The organism is Bradyrhizobium sp. AZCC 1721, assembly GCF_036924715.1.
Taxonomy (GTDB): Bacteria; Pseudomonadota; Alphaproteobacteria; order Rhizobiales; family Xanthobacteraceae; genus Bradyrhizobium.
This window is the reverse complement of sequence record NZ_JAZHSB010000001.1, coordinates 7,064,876-7,091,179: the sequence shown is the minus strand read 5'-3', so window position 1 is coordinate 7,091,179 and position 26,304 is coordinate 7,064,876. Positions and strand designations below refer to the sequence as shown.

The window sequence follows — 26,304 nt, the reverse complement described above, 5'->3', positions numbered from 1 at the left end:
TCGCACCTCTTTCGTTTACCGTTCGCTAACTCACCGGCGCCGCGCTAGCGTCGCTCCAGATACCGCAAGCCTGATTCCCCCGATGGACCACGCCACCCGCCAAATCAGCTCATCGGCCTCGTCGACCCGCGTCGTCGACGTGCTGGTGCCGGTCGCGCTCAATCAGAACTATTCCTACCGCGTGCCGCGCGGCATGGAGCTGAGGGCAGGCGATGTCGTTTGCGTGCCGCTCGGGCCGCGCGAGGTGGTGGCGGTGGTGTGGGCGGAGAACGCCAATCCCGATCCGCGCCTGCACAACCGCCTGAAGGACGTCGGCGAAAAGCTCGACGTGCCGCCGCTGAAGGAGGAATTGCGCAGCCTGGTCGATTGGGTCGCCAACTATACGCTGTCCGCGCGCGGCATGGTGCTGCGCATGGCCTTGCGGATGGGCGAAAACCTCGGGCCCGAACGGATGCGCCTCGGCGTGCGGCTGGTAGGCGAGCCGCCACAGCGCCTGACACCGGCGCGACGGCGGCTGATCGAGGTGCTGTCGGACGGCCTGCTGCACGGCAAGTCGGATGCGGCGCGGGAGGCGGGCGTCAGCTCAGGCGTGGTCGACGGCCTTGTCGATGAGGGAACCCTTGCCGTCGAGGCGATGCCGCCGCCGCTGGCGCCGCCGGCGCCCGATCCGTCCTTTGCGCAGCCGGAATTTTCCTACCAGCAGCGCGCGGCAGTCGACATGATGCGCGCGCTTGCCGCCAACGGCACGTTTCACGTCGCGCTGCTCGACGGCGTCACCGGATCGGGCAAGACGGAAGTCTATTTCGAGGCGATTGCGGAAGTCGTCCGGCGCGGCAAGCAGACGCTGATCCTGATGCCGGAGATCGCGCTGACCGGGCAATTCCTCGACCGCTTCGCCCAGCGTTTCGGCGTGCGTCCATTGGAATGGCACTCCGAACTGACGCCGCGCACACGGCAGCGCAATTGGGCGGCGATATCGGCGGGTGAAGCGCCGGTCGTGGTCGGCGCGCGCTCGGCGCTGTTTCTGCCCTATGCGGATCTGGGTCTCATCATTGTCGACGAGGAGCACGACCAGGCCTACAAGCAGGACGACGGCGCGCATTACCATGCCCGCGACATGGCAGTGGTGCGCGCGCATATCGCCAAAATCCCGATCGTGCTGGCGTCCGCGACGCCGTCGGTCGAATCGGAAGTCAATGCACGCAAGGGGCGCTATCAGCGCGTCGCGCTGCCGTCGCGTTTCGGTGGCCAGCACATGCCGCATATCGAGGCGATCGATTTGCGCCGTGCACCACCGCCACGCGGCCGCTTCATCTCGCCGCCGCTCGCCGAGCAGATTCGGTTCGCCATCGAGAAGCGCGAGCAGGCGCTGCTGTTTCTCAACCGCCGCGGCTACGCGCCGCTGACGCTATGCCGCGCGTGCGGCCATCGCTTTGCCTGCACCGTCTGCGACGCCTGGCTGGTGGATCACCGGTTTCGCCAGCGGCTGGTCTGCCACCATTGCGGCTTCTCGATGCCGCGCCCGAATATCTGCCCGCATTGCCAGGCTGAGGAATCGCTGGTCGCGGTCGGCCCCGGTGTCGAGCGCCTGCAGGAGGAGGCGGCTGCGCTGTTTCCGGAAGCGCGCACCATGGTGCTGTCGAGCGATCTCATCACCTCGATCGAGACCATGCGCAGCGAGCTGAACGAAATCGCCGAAGGTCGCGTCGACATCATCATCGGCACGCAACTGGTCGCGAAGGGCCATAATTTCCCGCGGCTCAATCTGGTCGGCGTGGTCGATGCGGATCTGGGCCTCGGCAATGGTGATCCGCGCGCTGCTGAGCGCACGTTCCAACTGCTCAATCAGGTGATCGGGCGTGCGGGGCGCGATCAGGGCCGCGGCGTCGGGTACCTGCAGACCCATCAGCCCGAACATCCCGTGATGAAGGCCTTGGTCGCCAACGACCGTGAGGCGTTTTACGCCAGCGAAATCGACTCCCGCGAGCGCACCGGCTATCCGCCGTTCGGCCGGCTCGCCAGCCTGATCATTTCCGCAGGCGACCGGCCGACCGCGGAAGGCTTTGCGCGCCGCCTTGCCGCTGTGGCGCCGATCGACGAGCGCATCCAGGTGCTGGGACCTGCCGAAGCGCCGCTTGCGGTGATCAAGGGCCGCTATCGGTTCCGGATTCTGGTGAAGTCGCTGCGCAATGTCGACCTCTCGGAATATTTGCGCGAGTGGCTCGCCGCGGGTCCGAAGACCAAGGGCAATCTCAAACTCGAAGTCGACGTCGATCCGCAGAGCTTTTTGTAACACCCTCCCCTGGAGGGGTCTGAGACGAGCAAAGCTCGCTCGTGGGTCGACGCGAAGCGGCGGGGTGGGATGTCGGTCCATCCTTTCGATCAGTGCCCGAGTGGAGAGATCACCCCACCCCGTCTCACATTCGCTGTGCTCATGTGAGCCGACCCTCTCCCTCCAGGGGAGGGTAAACAAAAAAGCCTGCCGTCATTTGCGACGGCAGGCCTTTGTTGCCGCGGAAAGTTCCGCAGGCAGTTACGCAACGCAACGCTTACGCGATCTGATGGACCGGAAAACGGCGCGCGATCGCGCGCCTTAGATGACCTCGGCGGTGACGTGGCCGACGCCGGCGCCGGTCAGGCCGATGGCCCGGGCAGCACCCGTGGACAGGTCGAGCACGCGTCCCTTGATGAAGGGACCACGGTCGTTGATCGTGACGATTACGCTCTGGCCGCGATGGGTGACGCGGAGCTTGGTGCCGAATGGCAGCGAGCGGTGGGCCGCGGTCATGGCGTTCTGATTGAAGCGCTGTCCAGAGGCGGTCTTGCTGCCGGATTCATTGCCGTAAAACGAGGCCTTTCCCGAGAAGCCGCGCCCGGTGCTCTGGCCGATCGAGGCGTTGGCGTTCAGCCAGTTGCCGGCGGCCTTGGCCTTGCTGGCGTGATGGTGGTGATGACGATGATGCCTGGATTTTGCAGAAGCTTCGGTGACGGCGCCACCGACCAGGAGAGTTGCGGCGATCAAGGCGAGCGCCGTACGCGACCGGGTTAGAGTTCCCGGCACCACATTATTGGTATGCAACATTAAACTAGTCCCTCAGATAGTATTTGCCACATACGTGACAAATGGAACCCCCGTCCCAACTTCAGGGGGCCGTTTGATGAGGCAATGAGGCATGAATTGGGCAGTAAATCGGGAATGTATCGCGCTGACATATCTTGTTACCGTCGAGCGATATCCCGTAATCTTGCGCGTTAATAGACTTTTAACAAAATCAATACTCATTATTACTTAACAATACAGTCATCACACATCGAGTAAAGATTTGCGCAAGTAATGATCGAATGGAGGCGAGCCGCGCGATTCGTTCCGAACGCTAGCGGTCATAGCGGCCATGCAAATATGGGTGGAACAAATTGGCTGGTCGGGGACACTCCAGATCGCCTGCAACCGCGGGAGTCGAAATTCCGGCGCGCTGATCCCATCCAGCTGCATTCGACCGGGCCTGAAAATTGACGTGCGACAAGGCATCGCCCGCATGCGGCGTCATGTTGCACCTGCGCGCTTGCTATGTTAGCAAAGCCGCGATTTTAACGATCCCGGCACCTCTCGTGCCGGTCGAAAATCGAAGTCCCGCTTGAATTCCAAGGGCTTGGATCGCTAGGCGCCGCTACCCGTGGCGACGGTTTTTCCCTTGCGAGTTTGACATCTGAAAAGAGCGTCTCTGTGGCTGCTGAAGATCCGTCCGTTTCGGGAGTGTCCGGCCGTTATGCTACGGCCTTGTTCGAGTTGGCGCGCGAGGAGAAGTCCGTCGACGCGGTAAGGGCCGATCTCGATAAATTCGAGGCCATGCTGAACGAAAGCGCCGATCTCAAGCGCCTCGTCCGCAGCCCGGTCTTCTCGGCAGATGCGCAGGCCAAGGCGCTCACTGCCCTGCTCGACAAGGCCGGAATTACCGGCATCTCCGCCAAATTCCTTAAAGTGTTGACCGCCAACCGCCGGCTGTTCGCCGTGGCCGATGTGATCCGCGCCTTCCGCGCGCTGGTGGCCAAGTTCAAAGGCGAGGCGACCGCCGACGTCACCGTCGCCGAACAGCTCAGTGACAAGAATCTCGACGCGCTGAAGACCGCACTGAAATCGGTGACGGGCAAGGACGTCGCGCTCAACGTGAAAGTCGATCCCTCCATCATTGGCGGCCTTGTGGTCAAGCTCGGCAGCCGCATGGTGGATAGCTCGCTTCGCACCAAACTCAATTCGATCAAGCACGCGATGAAAGAGGCAGGCTGATGGACATCCGCGCCGCGGAAATTTCCGCGATCCTCAAGGACCAGATCAAGAATTTCGGCCAGGAGGCTGAGGTTACCGAAGTCGGGCAGGTGCTGTCCGTCGGTGACGGTATCGCCCGCGTCTACGGTCTGGACAATGTCCAGGCCGGTGAAATGGTCGAGTTCGAGAACGGCACCCGCGGCATGGCGCTGAACCTCGAAACCGACAACGTCGGTATCGTGATCTTCGGCGCCGACCGCGAGATCAAGGAAGGCCAGACCGTCAAGCGTACCCGCGCCATCGTCGACACGCCGGTCGGCAAGGGTCTGCTCGGCCGCGTCGTCGACGCGCTCGGCAACCCGATCGACGGCAAGGGCCCGATCCAGGCTGCCGAACGCAAGCGCGTCGACGTCAAGGCACCCGGCATCATTCCGCGCAAATCGGTGAGCGAGCCGATGGCGACCGGCCTCAAGGCGATCGATGCGCTGATCCCGGTCGGCCGCGGCCAGCGCGAGCTGATCATCGGCGACCGTCAGACCGGCAAGACCGCAATCGCGCTCGACACCATCCTGAACCAGAAGCCGCTCAACGCGCAGCCGGACGAGAACATCAAGCTGTATTGCGTCTACGTCGCGATCGGCCAGAAGCGCTCGACCGTTGCCCAGTTCGTCAAGGTGCTGGAAGAGCAGGGCGCGCTGGAATATTCGATCGTCGTCGCCGCCACCGCGTCCGACCCGGCGCCGATGCAGTACATCGCACCGTTCACCGGCTGCACGATGGGCGAGTACTTCCGCGACAACGGCATGCACGCGGTCATCATCTATGACGACTTGTCCAAGCAGGCCGTCGCCTACCGCCAGATGTCGCTGCTGCTGCGCCGCCCGCCGGGCCGCGAAGCCTATCCGGGCGACGTGTTCTACCTGCACTCCCGCCTGCTCGAGCGCGCGGCGAAGCTCAACAAGGACCAGGGCTCGGGCTCGCTGACGGCGCTGCCGGTCATCGAAACCCAGGCCAACGACGTGTCGGCCTACATCCCGACCAACGTGATTTCGATTACCGACGGTCAGATCTTTCTGGAAACCGACCTGTTCTTCCAGGGCATCCGTCCCGCGGTGAACGTCGGTCTGTCGGTGTCGCGCGTGGGCTCCTCGGCGCAGACCAAGGCGATGAAGAAGGTCGCCGGCAAGATCAAGGGTGAGCTGGCGCAGTACCGCGAAATGGCGGCCTTCGCGCAGTTCGGCTCCGACCTCGACGCTTCGACCCAGCGCCTGCTCAACCGCGGCTCGCGCCTGACTGAACTGTTGAAGCAGCCGCAGTTCTCGCCGCTGAAGATGGAAGAGCAGGTCTGCGTGATCTGGGCCGGCACCAACGGCTATCTCGACCCGCTTCCGCTCAACAAGGTGCGCGCCTTCGAGGACGGCCTGTTGTCGCTGCTGCGCGGCAAGAACGTCGAGATCCTCAACGGCATCCGCGACAGCCGGGATCTCTCTGACGATCTCGCCGGCAAGCTGAAGACCGTGGTCGAAGGTTACGCCAAGACATTTTCTTGACGATTTTGCCGTTGAGGCCCGGCTGCTAGCCGGGTCCGACGAAAGAGTGGCTTGCGGTCGGATCCTCAAGGTCTGATCGCCGGGGTGAACTGAGAATGGCTTCACTTAAAGATATGCGTGTCCGCATCGCCTCGACCAAGGCGACGCAGAAGATCACCAAGGCCATGCAAATGGTCGCGGCGTCGAAGCTGCGGCGCGCGCAGAGCGCCGCCGAAGCGGCCCGGCCCTACGCCGAAAAGATGGATGCGGTGATTTCCAACATCGCCGCTGCTGCCGCCGCCTCGCCCGGCGCTCCGCCGCTGTTGGCCGGCACTGGCAGGGACCAGGTGCATCTGCTGCTCGTCTGCACCGGCGAACGCGGCCTGTGTGGTGCGTTCAATTCGGCGATCGTGCGTCTGGTCCGTGAGCGCGCGCTCTCCCTGATCAACCAGGGCAAGGACGTCAAGATTTTCTGCGTCGGCCGCAAAGGCTACGACCAGCTTCGCCGCACCTTCGATAAGCAGATCGTCGAGCACGTCGATCTGCGCGGGGTTCGCCAGCTCGGCTTCGTCAACGCCGAGGATATCGCCAAGAGGATCCTGACACGGTTCGAAGCCGGCGAGTTTGACGTCTGCACGCTATTCTACTCGCGCTTCAAGTCCGTCATCGCGCAGATCCCGACCGCCCAGCAGGTCATTCCGTTGGTGGTCGAAGAGCCGGCCGCCAATGCCCGTCCGTCGACCGCTTACGAATATGAGCCGGAAGAAGACGAGATTCTGGCCCGGCTGTTGCCGCGCAATCTTGCGGTACAGATCTTCCGCGCGCTCCTGGAAAACAACGCCTCTTTCTACGGCGCGCAGATGAGCGCGATGGATAACGCCACCCGCAACGCCGGCGAAATGATCCGCAAGCAAACCCTGGTCTACAACCGAACCCGTCAAGCCCAGATCACCAAGGAGCTGATCGAGATCATCTCCGGCGCCGAGGCGGTCTAGCGCACGAACCCAACCGACGGTCGTTCAAGTACAGAATTTCGAAGGAGAGCAATTCATGGCCACAGCAGCTAACCAGATCGGTCGGGTCACCCAAGTCATGGGCGCCGTTGTCGACGTGCAGTTCGAAGGTCACCTGCCGGCCATTCTCAATTCGCTGGAGACCAAGAACGGGGGCAACCGTCTGGTGCTGGAAGTCGCGCAGCACCTTGGTGAGTCCACCGTGCGCACGATTGCGATGGACGCTACCGAAGGCCTGGTGCGCGGTCAGGAAGTGACCGACACCGGCGAGCCCATCGCAATTCCGGTCGGCGATGGCACACTCGGGCGCATCATGAACGTCATCGGCGAACCGATCGACGAAGCCGGTCCGATCAAGTCCGAAGGCAAGCGCGCCATCCATCAGGAAGCGCCGACCTACACTGACCAGTCCACTGAAGCCGAAATTCTTGTGACCGGCATCAAGGTCGTCGACCTGCTCGCTCCCTACGCCAAGGGCGGCAAGATCGGCCTGTTCGGCGGCGCCGGCGTCGGCAAGACCGTGCTGATTCAGGAATTGATCAACAACGTCGCCAAGGCCCATGGCGGCTACTCGGTGTTCGCCGGCGTCGGCGAGCGTACCCGCGAAGGCAACGACCTCTATCACGAGTTCATCGAGTCCAAGGTCAACGCCGATCCACGCAATCCCGATCCGAGCGTGAAGTCAAAATGCGCGCTGGTGTTCGGCCAGATGAACGAACCGCCGGGCGCCCGCGCCCGCGTTGGCCTCACGGGTCTGACGGTCGCTGAGCACTTCCGCGACCAGGGCCAGGACGTGCTGTTCTTCGTCGACAACATCTTCCGCTTCACGCAGGCAGGCTCCGAAGTGTCGGCGCTGCTCGGCCGCATCCCCTCGGCGGTGGGCTATCAGCCGACGCTCGCCACCGACATGGGTGCGCTGCAGGAGCGCATCACGACCACGCACAAGGGGTCGATCACCTCAGTGCAGGCGATCTATGTGCCGGCCGACGACTTGACCGACCCGGCGCCCGCCACCTCGTTCGCCCATCTGGACGCGACCACGGTGCTGAGCCGCGCGATTTCGGAAAAGGGCATCTACCCGGCGGTGGACCCGCTCGACTCCACCTCGCGCATGCTCTCCCCGCTCGTCGTCGGAGACGAGCACTATCAGACCGCGCGCATGGTTCAGCAGGTGCTGCAGAAGTACAAGTCGCTGCAGGACATCATCGCCATTCTCGGCATGGACGAGCTGTCGGAAGAGGACAAGATCGCGGTGGCCCGTGCCCGCAAGATCGAGCGCTTTCTGTCGCAGCCGTTCCACGTCGCCGAAGTCTTCACCGGCTCGCCGGGCAAGTTCGTCGATCTCGCCGACACCATCAAGGGCTTCCGCGGCCTCTGCGAAGGCAAGTACGACCATCTGCCGGAAGCGGCGTTCTACATGGTCGGCACCATCGAGGAAGCCGTCGAGAAGGGCAAGAAGCTGGCTGCCGAGGCAGCCTAAGTTTGATGCCGTCATTGCCGGGCTTGACCCGGCAGTCCATCGGCCCAAGAAAACTTTCGTCTGATGGACCCGCTGGTCACTGCCAGCGGGTGACAGCAGAAAAGAACGGAAAGACCATGGCTACCTTCCATTTCGATCTCGTCTCCCCCGAAAAGCTCGCCTTCTCCGGCGAGGTCGATCAGGTTGACGTTCCCGGCGTGGAAGGCGATTTCGGCGTGCTGGCCGGCCACGCGCCGGTCGTGGCGGCGATCCGCCCGGGTATCCTGACCATCACGTCAGGCGACGCACATCAGAAGATCATCGTGCTCGGCGGCCTTGCCGAAATGTCGGAAGACGGACTGACCGTGCTGGCCGATGTCGCTACCTCGATGGCCGAGGTCGACCGCGCGCAGTTCGCCGAGACCATCGCCGAGATGGAAGCCAAGCTTGCCGAGAAGGAAGGCACCGAGCTCGATCACGCCATCGAGCGGCTGGACCACTTCAAGAGCATCCAGATCGAGCTCAACGCCACCGCTATGCACTAAGCCCCGGGGCACCGCTCCGGGGCTTAGTGAAGGCCCTGAAACGCCAGCGCTCGTCACACCGTGACGGGCGCTGAGCTTCTTGTGGCAGTATTTCTCTCGTAACGCTGCTGCCCGGGCACGGCTCGGCATCGCTCCAGCTAACGTCGCTGAACCGAGCCGCTGCTGTGGCTGCTGCTTGCTTCGGTGGCCGGTCCAACCGCAACGGTAACGGTTTGCGGCGCGCCGGAACGCTCGACGGTCAATCGCACCTGTTCGCCGATCCGCGCGAGTCCGATCCGGTTTCTCAACTGCGCGGCAGAGTGAATGGGGCGGTCGTCCGCCTTCAGCACGATGTCGCCCTTACGCAGGCCTGCCAATTCGGCCGGCGAGCCCGGGCTGACTTCGGCAATCCGCGCTCCCGCGCTGCGTCCGCCGTCGGTCGCGGGATTTAGTTCGCGCAGGGAGATGCCGATCCGGCCACGCTCGACGCGGCCGTTCTCGACAATCTGTTCCATTACGCGACGCGCCATATTGACGGGGATCGCAAAGCCGATGCCGACATTGCCGCCGGCCGGCGAAATGATCGCTGAATTGATGCCGACGAGCTCGCCCTTCAGATTGACCAGCGCGCCACCCGAATTGCCGGGATTGATCGCCGCATCCGTCTGGATGAAATCCTCATAGCCCTGTTTGCCGAGCCCGGTGCGGCCAAGCGCGCTGACAAGGCCCGAGGTCACGGTCTGGCCAAGGCCAAAGGGGTTGCCGATGGCGAGGACGAAATCGCCGACTTCGAGCGCGTCACTGTCGCCGAATGCGATCGCCTTCAGCGCGGCCGGCGATTGAATCCGCAACACTGCAATGTCCGTGCCGGGATCGCGCCCGAGCACCTTGGCCGAGAGTTGCCGACCGTCCTTGGTCTTGATCTGAACCGTGGCGACCTGGTCGACAACATGGTTGTTGGTCAGGACATAGCCCTTCTGCGCATCGACGATGACGCCAGAGCCGGTGGCGTTGATTTCCTTCTCGAGCTGTTTCGGGACGTCGAAAAACTCCCGGAACAGCGGATCGCGATAGAGCGGATTGTCCTGGCGGATCTTGCCGTGCACGGCGATGTTGACTACAGCCGGCGTGACATCGCGCACCAAGGGCGCCAGCGTCGGTACTGTGCCGCCGGTTCGCAGGTTCGGAATTTGTCCCGAGGCCGGAGCTGCAATAGTCGCGGCGCCGACCAGGCCCGCCAGCACAATCGCGAAAAGTCGGTTCACGTGGGTTCTCGTCCGCGGATTGAGAAGGGTTCGGATCAGGAGCCGGCATGCGGTGCCGCGCCGTGCTGCGAGGCAAGCCATGGCGCCGCCCACAAGGCGGCTGCGTGGTTGATCCATGCAATGGCCAGAATAGCGGGTGTTAGCATGATGAGAGCCCCTGCAATTTCCAACGCGGCCGCCGTCGCGTGCTGATTTCGGCACGCGGCCGGAGTTCTTCATCGCCGTCAAGCTGGCGCAGAGCGGCGAGGATGTCGGCGAGGCGGATGGTGTGACCCATGCCCGGAATCTCGCGCAGGCTCGGGCAGGATTCGACCGCGAAGATGTCGGATGCCCACGACGACAAAATCACCCGCTTCTCGGCGTCGGAAAGCTGCTGGTCGTTCAATACTTCATTTGGGGAGCCGTAATGTGCGGCGGGATGAAATAACGCAAATTCAGTGGTGCTCAGATCGGCCTTGCTCATCGACGCGTCTCCTTGCTCTCCTTTCGATCGAGACGTTGGTGGTGGTGGCGACGGCGCACTGCGCCGCCGCCATTCTCGTTACTGATTGACGATGGGGATACGCTTGATGGCCGAACGGGCTTGTTCGGATTTCGGCAGCGTGATGGTCAAGACACCGTCATGGAATTTGGCTTCAGCCTTATCCTCGACGACGCCATCGAGCGGGATCTGCCGCTCGAACGCACCGTAATAGCGCTCGGTGAAGTACCTTCCGCCATTATCGGTCCGTTCGGATTTCTTCTCGCCGCGCAGCGTCAGAACGCCGTTGGCGATCTCGACCTGGACGTCCTTTTCGGTCAGTCCGGGCAGCTCAGCCGATACCTTCAGCTCCTTGTCGGTTTCGTTGAGCTCGATGCTTGGCCATCCGAAGCGACCTTCCATCAGCGGCGTGCCGAAACGGGCAGGCGTCGCGAAGCCACGGAAAACGTCATCGAACAGCCGATTCATCTCCCGGTGCAGGGTGAAGAAAGGATCGAAGCTGTCGCGCGTAGGCACAAGCTCCTGGTTTCTCGACCAGGGGATCAAATCACGAAAAGCCATAATATCCTCCTCACAGAGATTGCTATGTTGCTTTGCATTGGCTCGCGGCGCGGCCGGTTATCCGCGCACCGAGCCGGCATTGCCGAAGCGGCTCAGGCCGCCTTCTGCTCGATCTGGTGGGAAGCGCCGGCGTTGCCGATCGGGATGCGCCGCGGCTTCATCGCGTCGGGCACTTCGCGAACGAGATCGACGATCAACAGCCCGTCCTTGAACGAGGCCTGCTTGACCTGCACATAGTCGGCGAGATTGAACACCCGCCGGAACGGCCGGGCCGCGATGCCGTGATAGAGGTATTCGCGTTGCTCGGCGTCGGGCTTCTTGCCCTCGATGATCAGTGTGTCGCGTTCTGCGGTTACGGCAATATCGTCCATGCCGAAACCGGCAACCGCGAGCGAAATCCGGTAGGCGTCTTCGCCGCAGCGTTCGACATTATAGGGCGGGTAATTGTCGTCGGCCGAGTGCCGCAAGCTGCTGTCGAGCAGGTCGGCCAGGTGATCGAAGCCGATCGTGGAACGCCACAGGGGCGAGAAGTCAAAGGTCCTCATAACCAAGTCCTCCTAAGAGCAAGATGGATACGAAGGAGCGTCGGACACCGTCCGGCGCCCGCTCAACTCGCCGGACCCAGGCTGGCATCCGGCACCGCTGTCGGCGGCAGAAATCGAATTAGAAATCGATCGAAAAGTTTCAAGACCGGCGGGCCAAAATTTTGCACCGTCACGCGGTCGTCGGATGCTTAGTCGGGCGTTAAGCCGCCCGACCCCGGTCCTGCCGATGTCGAAGGCGCCGTTCGCACAACCGGGTGAGGCCGGGCGCGCGCAGCCATTTGCCCGATATTGCGGCCCGCGGGCTGGGCCTGCATTTCACCCGGCCTTTGGCCGACGGCGAGCAGCATGAACAAGGCTCGGTAGCCCTGATAGCGGGCAGCCGGCCGGCTGCGTTCTCGGCCGCTCATGATCAGCCTGCCGCTCTCGTCTGTTACCCGCCATTCCCAACTCCGGCGGCGCTTGGTTACGGTCACGTCCTTCATGTCAGGCAAACATCGCATCACGCTCGCCATTCCCGGCCGTGGCCGGATCGGCTGACAAGCGCCGCGCCGCAACGGGCATCTCAGGCCGCCGACGAGATCGGCGGCTCCGGTCGGTGAGAATGCTGTTCCGGGGCCTGGAAGGTGAGCGGAAACGTAGAGGCAGCGAGTCTTTCCAGAGCCGACTGTTCTTCGGAGAGCCGCTTTTCGATGTACTGTTGTTCAAGCTCTGTCAGCCTGGTTTTAAGAAGACGGCGATAACGGTCGATATTGTTGCGATGTGTACGCAAACGGGCCAGTTTTTCGTCGATCATCTTCGTCATCCCTTGACGGTCGCTCTATCGTTTCCTCTGAGTGGGTTACGGCGGAGAATCCGCTTTGCGTAAAAAATATTCAGCGACAAACCACTGTCAAGCGCCTCGCATCCACCGTGTGGTTAGACGCAGTCTAGAGCCTTTCGGTTCGATAGAATCTAGCGGGCGAATTCCGCGAACTGCTGCACCACCAACCGGTACACGTCGCGCCGGAATGGCACCACGAGGTCCGCGACACGGTCGAGCCGTTCCCAGCGCCAAGAATCGAATTCGGCCGGCTGGCCGTTGCGCTGCGTCAGTGGGTCGATCTCTTCATCGCGGCCAGTGAACCGCAATGCGAACCATTTCTGCCGCTGGCCGCGGAATTTCGCCAAGCGATGGTCGACCGGCCCATCATACGGTGGAAATTCGTAATTCATCCAATCGGTCTCGCCGAGGTATTCGGCGCTGACCGCCCCGGTCTCTTCCCAGAGTTCGCGCATGACAGCATCGCGCGGGTTCTCGTCGGCGTCGATGCCGCCCTGGGGCATCTGCCATTCCAGACCCGGCAAGATGATTTCCGGCCCGTCGTCACGGAAGCGGCGGCCGATCAGCACCTGACCCGAGGTATTGAACAGCGCGATTCCCACGTTGGGGCGATAGGGCTTGTCGGACATGTCCTGATAAGTGCCGGTTCGCGTCACGATAGACGCGTCACAAAGAAAGTGGCTAGCCGCCCGCTAGGCTGGCGAATTCCTTGACCACACGCTCATAGACTGGCCGTTTGAACGGAACGATCAGGTTCGGGAGATTCTTCATCGGCTCCCAGCGCCAGCTAACGAATTCGGCCTTGTGCCCGCCGCCGGGGCTGGCGACGTTGATCTCGTTATCCTTGCCGGTGAAACGCACCGCGTACCATTTCTGCCGTTGCCCGCGATAACGGCCCTTCCAGGCGCGGCCGGCCACCGTACGTGGAATGTCGTAGATCAGCCAATCCGGGACTTCACCAAGCTTCTCCACCGAGCGAACGCTGGTTTCCTCGTAAAGCTCGCGCTTGGCGGCCTCCCAAGTATCCTCGCCGGGATCGACCCCGCCCTGCGGCATCTGCCAGACGTGGGATTCGTCGACATGTTCGATGCCGCCAGCGCGCCGGCCAATGAAAACCAGCCCGGCTGCATTGATCAGCATCATGCCGACGCAGGTCCGGTAGGGCAGGTCCTCGTAGCGCGCCATTTCCGTCAGGACTCCTATAGCTGCAGCAAGTCACCCGCAAACCGGCCGGGGCGGCGCAATCCGAGGGAGCCCGGATTGCTGCCATCAGGTTGATCTCTAGCCTGATTTTGATTTCAGCATCGCCGTTGTCAATGGCACAAGCATGATGCCGCGGGCCTCGAGAGTCTTGATCCAGGCGGCAATCCGCTCGATCGAAACCGGTAGCGCCGAGGCGACGCCCACAGCCAGTCCGCGCTCCTTGGCGAGCGTTTCCAGTTTCACCAGCGTCCGGTCGATTTCGGCCGAGGTCGGCACGGCATCGATGGTGAAATCGGCCGTGGCGAAGGGCATCGATTGGGCTGCCGTCAGGGACGGCGCGGCGCTCCGCGGCGAGGAGCCGTCATCGAGATAGCCGAGGCCGCGCTTGGCTGCCTCCCGGATAATCGGCTGCATCACTGCGTCAGTGGCCGTGAAACGCGCCCCCATGAAATTGGCGATCCCGGCATAGCCCTGGAACCGGCTGAGGTGCCAGTACAGCCGGTCGATGTTCTGCTCTGACGTCAGCGTCGTGAGCAGGGTCTGCGGGCCGGGATCGTTATCGGGATAATCGAACGGCTCCATTGGAACCTGCAGCAGGATCTCGTGGCGCTGCGCGCGGGCCCGCTCGGCCAACTTGGCGGGATCTGCCCCATACGGCGTAAACGCCAGGGTCACGGCCGGTGGCAGTTTCATGATGGCATCGGTCGTCTTGGCAGCGCCGACGCCGAGGCCACCGATGACGATGGCGACCACCGGCATCTTCGCGGCCTTGGTGCGGTCGGCGTCGGCCGCATAGACAGTGAAGGGTTTCAGACCGTCGGCAACCGCCGGGATCATGCCGTAGCGCGACTTTTCGAGGAGTCGCTGATCGATGCCGGCCATCGCGGTTGCCGGCGCGGAGTCCGAGCCGGGCTTGTCGGCGGCATCGCTGCCGATCACGACGTCCTGGCGCTTGCCGCTGGAGCCATCGATGATGGTGACGGTCTTGTTATCGCCCCTATTGTCGGCGGCCGGGGATGGCCTTTTTGCGGCCTGTTCGGTGTGGCCGGAAGCCGCCGGCTGCTTGTCCTCCCCCGCAGGCCCGCGCAATGCGACGTGGGCGACGGGCTCGCCACCCAACGGATGGTCGGTAAACAGAGCGATCGTCAGGAAGGCGATCAGGAACAGGCCGAGCAGCATGGCCAGCGCCTGCACCGCGGTGAACGGCAGCCGAAACCGCCGCTTCTGGCGCTCCGTCTTCTGTCCAAGCGGCGTGCTCAGTTCGTCGGCCGTTTCCGTCATAGACCTCCCCGAATCAACCGCGCTGACGATACCACGAGGAGTCGGATTCGAGCGCTGCGCCGCGCGCAAAAGCGCCTCGCCTGGCCCTCGCCAGGGCAAGCGAACGGCCCGAAGCGCAACAAAAAGGCGGCCCGGAGGCCGCCTTTTCTTCAAGGAAATTTACGGGGCTATGATCAGTTCGCCGCCTTGGCGGGCTTGTCGACTGCCGCCTTGTCGCCGGGCGCCGGTGCGCTGCTTGCCGTCGACTTGATGCCGTGCAGCAGGTCGGCGGCGGTCTTCAGCGCCTTGTCGTCCTTGGCGTCGGGCGGCACGTAGGATTGCGAGCCGGTCTTCTCGTCGCCGTCGGTCTTCAGATGGCCACGCAGCGAGGCCTCGCCCTTGGTGTCGGTGCGCGCCTTCAATTCGTCCGGCACGTCCTGCAGCACCTCGATATCGGGCACGATGCCCTTGGCCTGGATCGACTTGCCCGACGGCGTGAAGTAGCGCGCGGTGGTGAGGCGCAGCGCGCCGTTGCCGCTGCCGAGCGGGATGATGGTCTGCACCGAGCCCTTGCCGAATGAGCGCGTGCCGACAAGCGTCGCGCGCTTGTGGTCCTGCAGCGCGCCGGCGACGATTTCGGAAGCCGAAGCCGAGCCGCCGTTGACCAGCACGATGATCGGCTTGCCCTTGGTCAGGTCACCTGCATGGGCGGCGCGGCGCTGGGTCTCCTCGGCATTGCGGCCGCGGGTCGAGACGATCTCGCCGCGCTCCAGGAAGGTGTCGGAAACGGTGACCGCTTCCTCCAGCAAGCCGCCGGGATTATTGCGCAGGTCGATGATGTAGCCCTTCAGCTTGTCGCCGATCTGGTTCGAGAGGTTGCCGATCTCGCGCTTCAGGCCTTCGGTGGTCTGCTCGTTGAAGGTGGTGACGCGGATATAGGCGATGTCGTCCTGTTCGATGCGCGCGCGTACGGAGCGGACGCGGATGTTGTCGCGCACCAGCGTCACTTCGATCGGATTTTCCTGGCCCTTGCGGATGATCTTGAGACGGATCTTGGTGTTGACCGGTCCGCGCATCTTCTCGACCGCCTGGTTGAGGGTGAGACCCTGCACGGCTTCGTCGTCGAGATTGGTGATGATATCGTTGGCCATGATGCCGGCCTTCGACGCTGGCGTGTCGTCGATCGGCGAGACGACCTTGATCAGCCCGTCTTCCATCGTGACCTCGATGCCGAGCCCGCCGAACTCACCGCGGGTCTGTACCTGCATGTCACGGAAGCTCTTGGCGTCCATGTAGCTGGAATGCGGATCGAGGCCGGTCAGCATGCCCGAGATCGCCGATTCGACCAGCTTGGAGTCGTCGGGCTTCTCGACATAGTCGCTGCGCACGCGCTCGAACACGTCGCCGAACAGATTGAGCTGGCGGTAGGTGTCCGACGTTGCAGCACGCGCACTCGATCCCATCAGCACGGAACGAGGCTGCGTGACGAAGAGCGTCAAAGCCGCACCGGTGGCGGCGCTGAGAAGAATTACAGAAGTCTTGCGCATCATCCGCGAACCTTTTCGCCTTCACTTGCGGCCCACCATGGGCCTGAGTCGATTGGAGTGCCGTCTTTGCGGAACTCGACGTAGAGCACCGGCTGGCTCGCGGTCGTCGCGAGGATGGATGCGACTTGGGACGTTGTTCCCATGGTCGCGACCGGCTCTCCCGTAAGTACAAACTGGCCGATGTTTACCGAAATGCGCTCCATCCCGGCGATCAGGACATGATACCCGCCCCCGGCATTGAGGATCAAGAGTTGTCCGTAGCTGCGGAAGGGTCCGGCATAAACAACCCAGCCGTCACACGGTGTTGTGACCTGGGCCCCGGCGCGCGTCGCCAAAGAAATGCCTTTTTCCACGCCGCCCGCGCCGTCGGAACCGCCAAAATTGCGAATCTTGCGGCCATTGACCGGAAAGGCGAACAGCCCCTTGGCGGAGGCAAAGGCGATCGCCGGGCTCAGCCGGGCGGGATCTTTCAATGCTCCCAAATTGGGCTTGCCGCCCGGGGCAGCCGGGGCGCCCTGCAGGCTGGCGGTCGCGGCCGCCTTGGCGGCGCTCTTCAGATCTTGTTCCATTTTCCCGATCAGACCCTGCAGGCTGTCGACCTGCCTGGACAGGTTGATGGCGCGTGCGCCTTCGGCCTCCATGTCCTTTTCGATCGCGCTCTGCTTGCGCTGTCGTTCTTCCACCAGCGCCGCCAGTCGGATGGAATCATCCTTCAGCCTGTCGCGGTCCCGCGCAAGTATGTCGCGCTCGGTGGCGATGTTCTTGCGCAGGGTCACGAGCTCGCCGAGGTCGGCGGCAAGCTTCTCCGCGCGGCCGCGCAGCTCGGGGACGACCGCGCCGAGCAGCATGGCGGTGCGCAGCGACTGCAGTGCGTCCTCAGGCCGGACCAGCAGCGCCGGCGGCGTGCGCCGGCCGGCGCGCTGCAAGGCCGCCAGCACCTCGATGATTTCAGCGCGGCGTGAATCGAGCGAAGCGCGGGCCTGCTGCTCTCGGCTGTCGAGCGGACGCAATCGTCCCTCGGTCTCGCCGATGCGGGTTTCGATGTTGCGCACCTGGGTAGCGATGTCGATCAGTTGCTGGTTGAGCTTGGAGCGGTCCTGCCCGATCGCGGCGATGTCGGCCTTTAGCTTCTGTTGCAATTCGGCCGCCTTGCGCTGCTCCTCGCGCGCGGCTTCCAGCTCCTGCTCACGCTGCTTGATGGCATCAGGCGAAACGGCAGTTGCTTGCTGCGCGGTTGCGGCGGGTTGCGCCGCCGCCGGCAAAAGCGACGTCATGGCAAAGCTTGCGGACAGCAGAATCAGGGGAAGCGAGACGGCTGACATCAGCGGTACGCCGCGATGGCCGGTGTCAGGGTATGAATGAATGTGCTGCGTTGAATGCATCCGGCCTATTCAGCGTTCTCTGTATTCACGTCACCGTGCCTTACGCGCGGTGGTAGGGGTGGCCGGCCAGAATGGTGGCGGCCCGATAAATCTGTTCAAGAAGCATGACGCGAACCATTTGATGCGGCCAGGTCGCCGAGCCGAACGCAATGCGTAATTTAGCCTTGCGCTGCAAATCGGGCGAAAGTCCGTCCGCGCCACCGATGGCGAAAATTGTGTTGGCGACCCCTTCATCCCGCCAATCGCCGAGCTGTCGGGCGAAGGTCGCGCTATCGATGTTCTTGCCGTGCTCGTCCAGCGCCACCAGCATGGATTTCTCCGGTATCGCCGCCGCGATCGCGGCGGCCTCCTCCGATATCCGGGTCGCAGTATCGCGTGCGCGGCTTTCGGGAATTTCATGGATCGAAAGACCGCGAAAACCGAGCTTGCGGCCGATGTCCTCGAAGCGCTCGCGGTAGCGTTCGGCCAGCTCCTGCTCCGGGCCCTGCTTCAGCCGGCCTATTGAAACCACGACGAGGCGCATGAATGCTGTTTCTGGCGTGCACTTTCCGGCACGCGTTTCGGCGCGCGCGCTTTTCGCGCGCGCTGGCAAACTACGTGCGCCTTAGCCGATTCGCATCGGCCGAGGTTTCAGATCGCTGCCGCCGCCGGGTTTTGCGTCCACAACCTTTCAAGATTGTAGAATTCGCGCACCTCGGGTCTGAACACGTGCACGACCACATCGCCGGAATCGATCAGCACCCAGTCGCAATTGGGCAAGCCCTCGACATGGATGTTCCTGATGCCGGTTTCCTTCAGGGCTTTCGTGACGTTTTCCGCAATCGCGCCGACATGCCGGTTGGCCCGGCCTGACGTGACGATCATGTAGTCGGAAAAGGCGGATTTGCCGCGAAGGTCGATGGTGATCGTTTCTTCCGCCTTCATATCGTCGAGGCGGGAGAGGATCATATTCAGCGTCTTGTCGGCGTCGGGTTGCGCCTTCAAGGCTGCAGCTTGTGTCGATGTTTTACCCGTGTTCTTGGCGGACTTGCCAGAAGTCTTGCTAGTTGCCTTGGGTAAAACAGACTTGGACTTGGACAATACAGATGTGGCCAGGGACCATTCCTTTCACTGTATCGCGAACGCCGAATCCCGACGTCCGCGGACCATATTAGGCATGTGGGGTTAATGGTTTCAATATTCCAGTGACCCCACCCGCCGGTTCAGACCGAACTGTCACTTCTTTTTTGCCTTCCAGCTCCCGTCGGAGTTCCGCAGGCCCGTCGACGACAGGTTCAGTTTCATGCCGGGGAGGAAAACCCAGGCCGGCGCCTGCTGATCGGCTAGCCGGGCCGCCTGATTCTCGGGCAACCTATACCGCGCCAGCGCCTGGGCAGCCGGCGCGGCGAGCGCCCGGAAACTCTGCGGCGGACGATCGATCACGGCGAGCGGCACCTCGGCAGCGATACGCCGCCAATCCTTCCAGCGATGGAACTGCGCGAGATTGTCGGCGCCCATGATCCAGACGAAGCGCACGCCGGAAACGCGGCGACGCAAATGAATGATCGTGTCGACAGTGTACTTGGTGCCGATGACAGCTTCGAGACAACTGATATCGATGCGCGGATCGTCGGCGACGTCGCGCGCGGCACTCGCCCGTTCGCCAAGGCCGTGCAGCCGGCCGGTATCCTTGAGCGGATTGCCGGGGGTCAGCAGCCACCAAACGCGATCGAGCTTCAAGCGCTTCAGCGCAAACAGGCTGATGGCGCGATGCGCCGCGTGTGGCGGATTGAATGAGCCGCCGAGCAGGCCGACGCGCATGCCATTGGTATGGAAGGGAATGGCTTGCGCGGCGGATTGCAACTTCATCGGACGGGTCACCGCGGGCGCGGGCTTGCGGTCACGGCCGCGTCTGCCCGGTGCCGTGAACGCGGTATTTGAAGCTGGTCAGTTGCTCGGCTCCGACCGGCCCGCGGGCGTGGAATTTGCCGGTGGCAATCCCGATCTCGGCGCCGAAGCCGAACTCGCCGCCATCGGCGAACTGTGTCGACGCGTTATGCAGCACGATCGCCGAATCGACCTCTCTGAGGAATTTCTCGGCCGCTTTGGCATCCTCGGCCACGATCGCATCGGTGTGGCGCGAGCCGTGGTTCCGGATGTGCGTGATGGCCCCGTCAACGCCGTCGACGACACGCGCGGCGATGATGGCATCGAGATACTCGGTATCCCAGTCATCGTCGGACGCCGGCTTCACCCGCGCGTCGACCTTCTGCACGGCGTCGTCGCCGCGTACCTCGCAGCCGGATGCGATCAGCATTTCGATCAGCGGCTTCAGATTGGCGGCGGCGCCCGCGCGATCGACCAGCAGCGTCTCGGCGGCGCCGCAGACGCCGGTCCGTCGCATCTTGGCGTTCAACACGATCGACTTGGCCATATCGAGATTGGCGGTGCCGTCGACATAGACGTGGTTGACGCCTTCGAGATGCGCAAACACCGGCACGCGCGCTTCCGTTTCAACCCGCGCCACCAGGCTCTTGCCGCCGCGCGGCACGATGACGTCGATGCCGCCGTTCAGGCCTGACAGCATCAGCCCGACCGCCGCGCGGTCGCGCGTCGGCACCAGCGTGATCGCGGCTTCCGGCAGACCGGCCTCGCGCAGGCCCTGTACCAAGGCTTCGTGAATCGCCCGGCAGGAGCGGAAGCTGTCTGAGCCGCCGCGCAGGATCACCGCATTGCCGGACTTCAGGCACAGCACGCCGGCGTCGGCCGCGACATTGGGGCGGCTCTCGAAGATCACGCCGATCACGCCGAGCGGCACGCGCACGCGCTCGATGGTCATGCCGTTCGGCCGCTGCCAGCTTTCGGTGACGGCGCCGACCGGATCGGGGATGCCGCGCACAGTCGCAACGCCATCGGCCATCGCGTCGATGCGCGCCGGTGTCAGCGTCAGGCGGTCGATGAAGGCCGAGGTCGCGCCTGTGGCGCGGACTTCCGCGACATCCTCGGCATTGGCCGCAAGAATGTTTGCCGCGTTGGCGCGGATCGCCCGCTCGATCGCCTCCAGCGCCCGGTCCTTCTGCTCCGGCGGCGCCAGCGCCAGCATCCGCGCGGCGTCGCGCGCTTGGGAGGCGAGGTCGGTCATCAAAGCGGGCAAATCGGCGTTACCGTCGATAGCCTTGAGCGGCGCGGTCATCGGAGGTCTCAGGGTCAAGAGTAAGGTTATGTGCTAGCACGGAAATCCCGCTTTTGCGAGGTCCGGAACCGGCATGGCTGGCTGCCGGTACCACTCGGCCATTGGCCTACTTGGCTGGAATGGCTCCACTAGGGCCCACCACCAGATCGTCGCGGTGGATCATCTCTGCCCGGCCGCTGATGCCAAGGATTGCCATCACGTCCGGCGAGGAGCGGCCTTTGATCTTCTCCGCATCCTCGGCGTCGTAGGCGACGAGGCCGCGGCCGATCTCGTGGGTATCGGGGCCGCGCACCACCACCGCATCGCCGCGGGCGAACTGGCCGTCGATCCGGATCACGCCGGCCGGCAGCAGGCTTTTTCCCGCGCGGAGCGCTGCGACCGCACCTGCATCGATGGTCAGCGTGCCCTTCGGCTCCAGCGAGCCCGCGATCCATCGCTTGCGCGCGGTGACGGGATTGGCCGGCGTCAGGAACCAGGTGCAGCGTCCGCCGTCTGATATCGCCTGCAGCGGATGTTCGATCTTGCCCGACGCGATCAGCATATGCGTGCCTGATGTCGTCGCGATTTTCGCCGCCTCGATCTTGGTGAACATGCCGCCGCGCGACAGTTCGGATTCGGCGGCGCCCGCCATGCCTTCGATCTCCGAGGTGACGGACTCGACGATCGGAATCAGCTTTGCGTTGGGATTGGCGCCGGGCGGCGCGTCATAGAGCCCGTCGATATCGGACAACAGAATCAGCAGATCGGCGCTCGTCATGGTGGCGACGCGCGCGGCAAGACGATCATTGTCGCCGTAGCGGATCTCGTTGGTGGCGACCGTGTCGTTCTCGTTGATCACGGGTACTGCGCGCCACTCCAGCAGCTTGGCGATGGTCGAGCGCGCGTTGAGATAGCGGCGGCGCTCCTCGGTGTCCTGCAGCGTTACCAGGATCTGCCCGGCGCCGATGCCATGAGCGGCGAGCACCTCCGACCAGATCCGTGCCAGCGCGATCTGCCCGACGGCGGCGGCGCCCTGGCTTTCTTCCAGCTTCAGCGGGCCACGCGGCAGTTTCAACCGGCTGCGTCCGAGCGCGATCGAGCCTGACGAGACGACGAGAACATCGCGGCCCTCGCCGTGCAGCTTGGCAATATCGGCGGCCAGCGCCGACAGCCATGCCGAACGGACTTCGCCAGCATTGGAGTCGATCAGCAGCGAGGAGCCGACCTTGACGACGATGCGGCGGAAGTTTTTGAGCGCGGGGCGTTTCATGATGCGGTCGGCTGATGCGGATGGTCGGAAGCAATACGCGCCAGTCCCCTGATTTGGAAGTGGCGCGGCCGCGGGAAGGCTAACTTTGTATCAGCCCTGCGGCGGCGGGGCCGGCGCCCACGGGTCCTGACCGCCCTTGGCCTTCAGAGAAACCGGGGCCTCGCCGATGACTTCGACCAGCGCTTTCAGCGCTTCCGGCACGCCTTCGCCGGTGGCGGCGGAGAGCAACAGCGGCGCCTTCTTCGCCGCGCGTTTCAGCCGGTCTTTCTGCTTCTTCAGTTCATCCGGCGCGACTGCATCGATCTTGTTGAGCGCGACGATCTCGATCTTCTCGGCGAGATGCCCCTCATAGGCTTCGAGCTCGGTCCGCACCGTCTTGTACGCTTTTCCGGCGTGTTCGCAGGTTGCATCGATCAAATGCAGCAGCACGCGGCACCGCTCGACATGGCCCAAAAACCGATCGCCGAGGCCGGCGCCTTCATGCGCGCCTTCGATCAGGCCGGGAATGTCGGCGAGCACGAACTCGCGGCCCTGCGCGTTCACGACGCCGAGCTGCGGATGCAGCGTGGTGAAGGGGTAGTCGGCGATCTTCGGCTTGGCCGCGCTGACGACGGAAAGGAAAGTCGACTTGCCGGCATTGGGCAGGCCGACGAGGCCGGCGTCCGCGATCAGCTTCAGCCGCAGCCAGATCCAGCGCTCCTCGCCTTCCTGCCCGGGATTGGCATTGCGTGGTGCGCGGTTCGTGGAGGATTTGAAATGCGCGTTGCCAAAACCGCCATTGCCGCCTTCGGCGAGCACGAATTTTTCGCCGAGTTCGGTGAAGTCGTGGATCAACGTCTCGCGGTCCTCGTCGAATATCTGCGTGCCGACCGGCACCTTGAGAACGATCGGTTTGCCGTTGGCGCCATGGCGGTCCTTGCCCATGCCATTGGTGCCTTTCTGCGCCTTGAAGTGCTGCTGGTAGCGATAGTCGATCAGCGTGTTCAGCCCATCGACCACCTCGACGATGACGTCGCCGCCGCGACCGCCATTGCCGCCGGAGGGCCCGCCGAACTCGATGAACTTCTCGCGGCGGAACGCCACGCAGCCGTTGCCGCCGTCGCCGGAGCGGATATAGACCTTTGCCTCGTCAAGGAATTTCATGATTTCTACTATAGCGTTTTCGAGCGAAGTGGACACCGGTTCGCGTCAAGAAAACGCGTCAAAACAAAGACTTTACAGACTGGTTCAATCAGAACCAGTCTGTAGTTAGGGCAGGGGCTCCCGCGCGGCAACCCTCAAGCACCGCAACATTGGCGAAAAGCCTTAATTTTCGGGCCTTTTTCGGAACCGGAAGCCACGGCCTCCTATGAGGGCGGTCGCCGGCGAACCAGGAATTTCTGCATTCCTTCCAGCACGAGCTCCTTGCGCTGATTGAACACCGTCGAGCGCAGCGTCACGACGCCGGTGGTGCGACCGGGGACGAGTTCGATCACCTCGAGCGCGGGGTAGATGGTGTCACCGGCATAGACCGGTTTCAGGAACCTGCTCGATTGCTCGAGGAAGCCGACCAGCGAGTCCTCGACGAGATAGGGGAACAGGCCTGCACCCGGCGCGGTGTGGACCAGCGTTTGGAAGCCATGGGCGAGCAGGTCAGGCATGCCGCGGGCGCGGCAATATTCGACATCGTAATGGATCGGATGGGTATCGCCGCTCGCGGTCTGGAACGCGGCGAACACCGCCGAGGTCTGGGTCCGGCTAGGAATGACGAAACGTTCGCCGAGCACGAAATCCTCGAACCAGCGCTGTTCGCTCACCATGCGATGCTGGGCGGGGTCGAACTCGGTCATCTCGGATTTCCTGCCGTTTTTGGAGCGATACCGGTATCGCAGCGCTGTAGCTGCGGCAAATCGATCCATCTCAATTGGTCATACCCGGGCAATAGCGCGAAGCGCGTCTTCGCGCTAAATGTCCCCGGGCATCCGCGTCTCGACAACGTGGCTAGCACAAAAAAAGTGGATGGCCGGACGCGCTGGCCATGACGAAGAGCAACAAGCAGGAAACGTCATGAGCCTGTTCGGCAAAATCTCGACCTATGACGAGCGCTCCGCGCGCTTGGCCGGCATTGGATTGATGCTGCTGTCAATCTTCATGTTCTCGTTCGGCGATGCGCTTGGGAAATTCATGGTCGCGACCTATTCGGTCGGGCAGTTGCTGTGGCTGCGCGCCTGCGCGGCGCTGCTGGTGCTGTTGCCGGTGATCTGGAAGCAGCGCGCCGAGTTCTCGCGCCTCGAGCGGCCGTGGCTGCAGCTATTGCGCGTGACGCTCTCGACGCTCGAGGTTGCGGCGTTCTTTCTCGCCACCGTCTATCTGCCGCTCGCCGACGTCATCACCTATTATCTGGCCTCGCCGATTTTCGTCACCGCGCTCTCCGGCATCGTGCTCGGCGAGCGGGTCGGCTGGCGGCGCTGGACCGCGATCCTGGTCGGATTCTGCGGCGTCCTGATTGCGCTGCGCCCGTCCACGCAAACGGTAAGCTGGCCGGCAATGATCGCGCTCGGCGGCAGCCTGTCGTTCGCGTTCCTGATGCTGATCACGCGCTCGCTGCGGGACACGCCGGATATCGTGCTGACGACCACGCAGTTCGGCGGCACGTTCCTGCTCGGCGCGCTGATGTCGCCGATCGGCTGGGTGACGCCGAGCGCCGGCAGTCTCGGCCTGTTTGCCGCGGCGGGCGTGGTTTCCGTCGTTGCACTCTTGTGCATCAACCGGTCGCTGAAACTTGCGCCGGCCAGCGTCGTGGTGCCGTATCAATATTCGATGATCGTGTGGGCAGTGATCTTCGGCTTCGTCGTGTTCGGCGACGTGCCGTCAATCTCGACCCTCGTCGGCGCCGCCATCATCATCGGCGCGGGCATTTATATCTTCCTGCGAGAACAGAAGCTCGGGCGTGAAGAAGCGGTGGTCAATCCGCCGGCGTGAGATCCACCACAGCCGCCGTCCCGGCCAAGCGAAGCGCGAGCCGGGACCCATACCCACCATCATCAATTGTAGAAGCGAGCCGGAGCGACAGCTTGATTCAACAGCTTGATTCAACAACGTGGTCCTGTGGTTATGGGTCCCTGCGTTCGCACTAGTGGATGCACACATGTTGCAGTGCGATTCAGGCTTCATATGCAATTTTAGAATCGAAGATGCGAGCTCATCGAAATTTTGGAATCGAGGCTGGCGTTTTCGCGCAAGATCGGAATCCAGCGCTTCGGTGGGGTGGAGAGCGCGCGCAGCAAAACTACGTCGCAACACTTGAGAAGTGCAAAAACCCTTGGCTTTTCATGAGTATTTGCGGCGCAACAAGTGTGCATGCCCTAGTGCGTTCGCAGGGACGACGGTGTTGTTGTCGAGCGAGCCTATCGCTCCCTTCGCGTCGAACTTCCCCAGTTCTTCAGTGATGCCCACACGCTGCGTGTCAGGCGGAAGCGGTCGACCGGGGTCGAGCATCCCAGCGCTTCGAAGCGGTGCAACTCGACACCGCTCCACTGGAAGCCGCATTTCTCCAGGATGTTTCGCGACCCCGGGTTGGCGCAGCGGGCGCCCGAAATCAGATGTTCGGCGTCGAACTCCTCGAAGAAAAAATCGATCACGGCGCGTGCGGCTTCGGTGCCGAAACCCTGGCCCCAATGCGCGACGCCGAGCCAATAGCCGAGTTCCGGTGCATCCGGGTCAGCGCGGTCGATGCCGACCATGCCGATCGGCGAATAGTTGTGTTCGATCAGAAACACCGTCTCGCTGTTATCGGTGGCGTTCGCCCGCACGAATTCGACCGCGTGGTCCTGCAGGTAGGGATGCGGCAGGCGGCGGGTGTTTTCCGCAATGCGGCGATCATTGGCGAGATGCGCAATCGCTTTTACGTCCGCGAGCGTCGGCCGGCGCAGTGTCAGCCGTTCGGTCTCGAGGACGCAACTACTCGTCTGACGCAGCGTCGGGGTCTGGATCGGGATGTCCTGCAACATGTCGGGCTCCTGATTGCGAATATGCGCAAATTAAAAAGGGG

Annotated in this window: 25 protein-coding genes and 1 pseudogene; 7 read left to right on the top strand and 19 right to left on the bottom strand. The window is 63.2% G+C overall.

From position 1 onward, the window contains the following. Positions 1-82: 82 nt before the first annotated feature. Positions 83-2,293: a primosomal protein N' gene (locus V1273_RS33655; RefSeq protein ID WP_334412106.1), complete on the top strand. Its 2,211-nt coding sequence runs from the start codon at positions 83-85 to the stop codon at positions 2,291-2,293. Between the two features lie 300 nt (positions 2,294-2,593). On the opposite strand, the gene V1273_RS33650 is transcribed toward V1273_RS33655, so the two are convergent. Beyond that, positions 2,594-3,082 (bottom strand): septal ring lytic transglycosylase RlpA family protein, encoded by a 489-nt coding sequence (locus V1273_RS33650; protein ID WP_334365586.1) that lies wholly within the window; start codon positions 3,080-3,082, stop codon positions 2,594-2,596. Between the two features lie 642 nt (positions 3,083-3,724). Between V1273_RS33650 and V1273_RS33645 the strand changes: the two genes are divergently transcribed. The 5 genes and pseudogenes from V1273_RS33645 (at position 3,725) to V1273_RS33625 (ending at position 8,810) form a co-directional block, all read left to right on the top strand. Continuing rightward, positions 3,725-4,285 carry a F0F1 ATP synthase subunit delta gene (locus tag V1273_RS33645; RefSeq protein ID WP_334412105.1) on the top strand — a complete coding sequence of 187 codons (561 nt, stop codon included), beginning with the start codon at positions 3,725-3,727 and terminating at the stop codon, positions 4,283-4,285. Next, entirely contained in the window at positions 4,285-5,814 is a 1,530-nt protein-coding gene (gene atpA, locus V1273_RS33640) for a F0F1 ATP synthase subunit alpha (RefSeq protein WP_334365584.1), read from the top strand. Before V1273_RS33645 ends, atpA begins: the two co-directional genes overlap by 1 nt. 95 nt (positions 5,815-5,909) lie before the next feature. Continuing rightward, positions 5,910-6,788, top strand: a complete 879-nt coding sequence (locus tag V1273_RS33635) for a F0F1 ATP synthase subunit gamma (protein ID WP_334412104.1) — start codon at positions 5,910-5,912, stop codon at positions 6,786-6,788. A 73-nt stretch (positions 6,789-6,861) separates the two neighbouring features. Beyond that, positions 6,862-8,286, top strand: a pseudogene (gene atpD / locus V1273_RS33630) (F0F1 ATP synthase subunit beta); the annotation flags it as partial. Between the two features lie 116 nt (positions 8,287-8,402). Next, the gene (locus V1273_RS33625; RefSeq protein ID WP_334365582.1) at positions 8,403-8,810 is read left to right on the top strand and encodes a F0F1 ATP synthase subunit epsilon; all 408 of its coding nucleotides are present in this window, start codon (positions 8,403-8,405) and stop codon (positions 8,808-8,810) included. Between the two features lie 137 nt (positions 8,811-8,947). Here the strand turns inward: V1273_RS33625 and V1273_RS33620 are convergent, their stop codons facing one another. The 17 genes from V1273_RS33620 to V1273_RS33540 form a co-directional block, all read right to left on the bottom strand. After that, positions 8,948-10,054 (bottom strand): trypsin-like peptidase domain-containing protein, encoded by a 1,107-nt coding sequence (locus V1273_RS33620; protein WP_334412102.1) that lies wholly within the window; start codon positions 10,052-10,054, stop codon positions 8,948-8,950. Between the two features lie 139 nt (positions 10,055-10,193). Continuing rightward, entirely contained in the window at positions 10,194-10,517 is a 324-nt protein-coding gene (locus V1273_RS33615; RefSeq protein ID WP_334412101.1) for a hypothetical protein, read from the bottom strand. A 78-nt stretch (positions 10,518-10,595) separates the two neighbouring features. Beyond that, positions 10,596-11,096 (bottom strand): Hsp20/alpha crystallin family protein, encoded by a 501-nt coding sequence (locus V1273_RS33610; RefSeq protein ID WP_334365579.1) that lies wholly within the window; start codon positions 11,094-11,096, stop codon positions 10,596-10,598. 92 nt (positions 11,097-11,188) lie between these two features. Further along, on the bottom strand, positions 11,189-11,641 hold the full coding sequence (locus V1273_RS33605) for an Hsp20 family protein (RefSeq protein ID WP_213250974.1): 453 nt from the start codon (positions 11,639-11,641) through the stop codon (positions 11,189-11,191). Between the two features lie 562 nt (positions 11,642-12,203). After that, positions 12,204-12,434: a hypothetical protein gene (locus V1273_RS33600; RefSeq protein WP_334365578.1), complete on the bottom strand. Its 231-nt coding sequence runs from the start codon at positions 12,432-12,434 to the stop codon at positions 12,204-12,206. A gap of 158 nt (positions 12,435-12,592) precedes the next feature. Next, a complete protein-coding gene (locus tag V1273_RS33595; RefSeq protein ID WP_334412315.1) occupies positions 12,593-13,090 on the bottom strand; it encodes an RNA pyrophosphohydrolase in 498 nt (165 codons plus the stop codon). A gap of 52 nt (positions 13,091-13,142) precedes the next feature. After that, positions 13,143-13,646, bottom strand: coding sequence for an RNA pyrophosphohydrolase (locus V1273_RS33590; protein WP_057842610.1), 504 nt, complete (start codon positions 13,644-13,646; stop codon positions 13,143-13,145). Between the two features lie 96 nt (positions 13,647-13,742). Next, on the bottom strand, positions 13,743-14,945 hold the full coding sequence (locus tag V1273_RS33585; protein ID WP_334412100.1) for a divergent polysaccharide deacetylase family protein: 1,203 nt from the start codon (positions 14,943-14,945) through the stop codon (positions 13,743-13,745). 173 nt (positions 14,946-15,118) lie between these two features. Then, positions 15,119-16,474, bottom strand: coding sequence for a S41 family peptidase (locus V1273_RS33580; protein WP_334412099.1), 1,356 nt, complete (start codon positions 16,472-16,474; stop codon positions 15,119-15,121). After that, positions 16,471-17,745 (bottom strand): murein hydrolase activator EnvC family protein, encoded by a 1,275-nt coding sequence (locus tag V1273_RS33575; RefSeq protein ID WP_334384095.1) that lies wholly within the window; start codon positions 17,743-17,745, stop codon positions 16,471-16,473. The genes V1273_RS33580 and V1273_RS33575 overlap by 4 nt, the downstream gene beginning before the upstream one ends. A gap of 148 nt (positions 17,746-17,893) precedes the next feature. After that, a complete protein-coding gene (rlmH, locus tag V1273_RS33570; RefSeq protein ID WP_334379799.1) occupies positions 17,894-18,376 on the bottom strand; it encodes a 23S rRNA (pseudouridine(1915)-N(3))-methyltransferase RlmH in 483 nt (160 codons plus the stop codon). 107 nt (positions 18,377-18,483) lie between these two features. Further along, the gene (gene rsfS, locus V1273_RS33565; protein WP_334369066.1) at positions 18,484-18,837 is read right to left on the bottom strand and encodes a ribosome silencing factor; all 354 of its coding nucleotides are present in this window, start codon (positions 18,835-18,837) and stop codon (positions 18,484-18,486) included. 231 nt (positions 18,838-19,068) lie between these two features. Next, positions 19,069-19,701, bottom strand: a complete 633-nt coding sequence (locus V1273_RS33560) for a nicotinate-nucleotide adenylyltransferase (RefSeq protein WP_334365575.1) — start codon at positions 19,699-19,701, stop codon at positions 19,069-19,071. Positions 19,702-19,732: 31 nt separating this feature from the next. Further along, the gene (locus V1273_RS33555; protein ID WP_334365574.1) at positions 19,733-21,025 is read right to left on the bottom strand and encodes a glutamate-5-semialdehyde dehydrogenase; all 1,293 of its coding nucleotides are present in this window, start codon (positions 21,023-21,025) and stop codon (positions 19,733-19,735) included. A gap of 106 nt (positions 21,026-21,131) precedes the next feature. Further along, complete coding sequence (proB, locus tag V1273_RS33550) at positions 21,132-22,274, bottom strand: glutamate 5-kinase (RefSeq protein ID WP_334365573.1); 1,143 nt, start codon at positions 22,272-22,274, stop codon at positions 21,132-21,134. A gap of 90 nt (positions 22,275-22,364) precedes the next feature. After that, positions 22,365-23,417 (bottom strand): GTPase ObgE, encoded by a 1,053-nt coding sequence (obgE, locus tag V1273_RS33545; RefSeq protein ID WP_334365572.1) that lies wholly within the window; start codon positions 23,415-23,417, stop codon positions 22,365-22,367. Positions 23,418-23,620: 203 nt separating this feature from the next. Further along, complete coding sequence (locus tag V1273_RS33540) at positions 23,621-24,103, bottom strand: MaoC family dehydratase (RefSeq protein ID WP_334365571.1); 483 nt, start codon at positions 24,101-24,103, stop codon at positions 23,621-23,623. A 217-nt stretch (positions 24,104-24,320) separates the two neighbouring features. Here V1273_RS33540 and V1273_RS33535 point away from each other — a divergent pair, with 217 nt between their 5' ends. Next, on the top strand, positions 24,321-25,235 hold the full coding sequence (locus V1273_RS33535; RefSeq protein WP_334365570.1) for a DMT family transporter: 915 nt from the start codon (positions 24,321-24,323) through the stop codon (positions 25,233-25,235). Between the two features lie 425 nt (positions 25,236-25,660). Here the strand turns inward: V1273_RS33535 and V1273_RS33530 are convergent, their stop codons facing one another. Continuing rightward, positions 25,661-26,263 carry a GNAT family N-acetyltransferase gene (locus V1273_RS33530; protein ID WP_334379802.1) on the bottom strand — a complete coding sequence of 201 codons (603 nt, stop codon included), beginning with the start codon at positions 26,261-26,263 and terminating at the stop codon, positions 25,661-25,663. Positions 26,264-26,304: the final 41 nt, after the last annotated feature.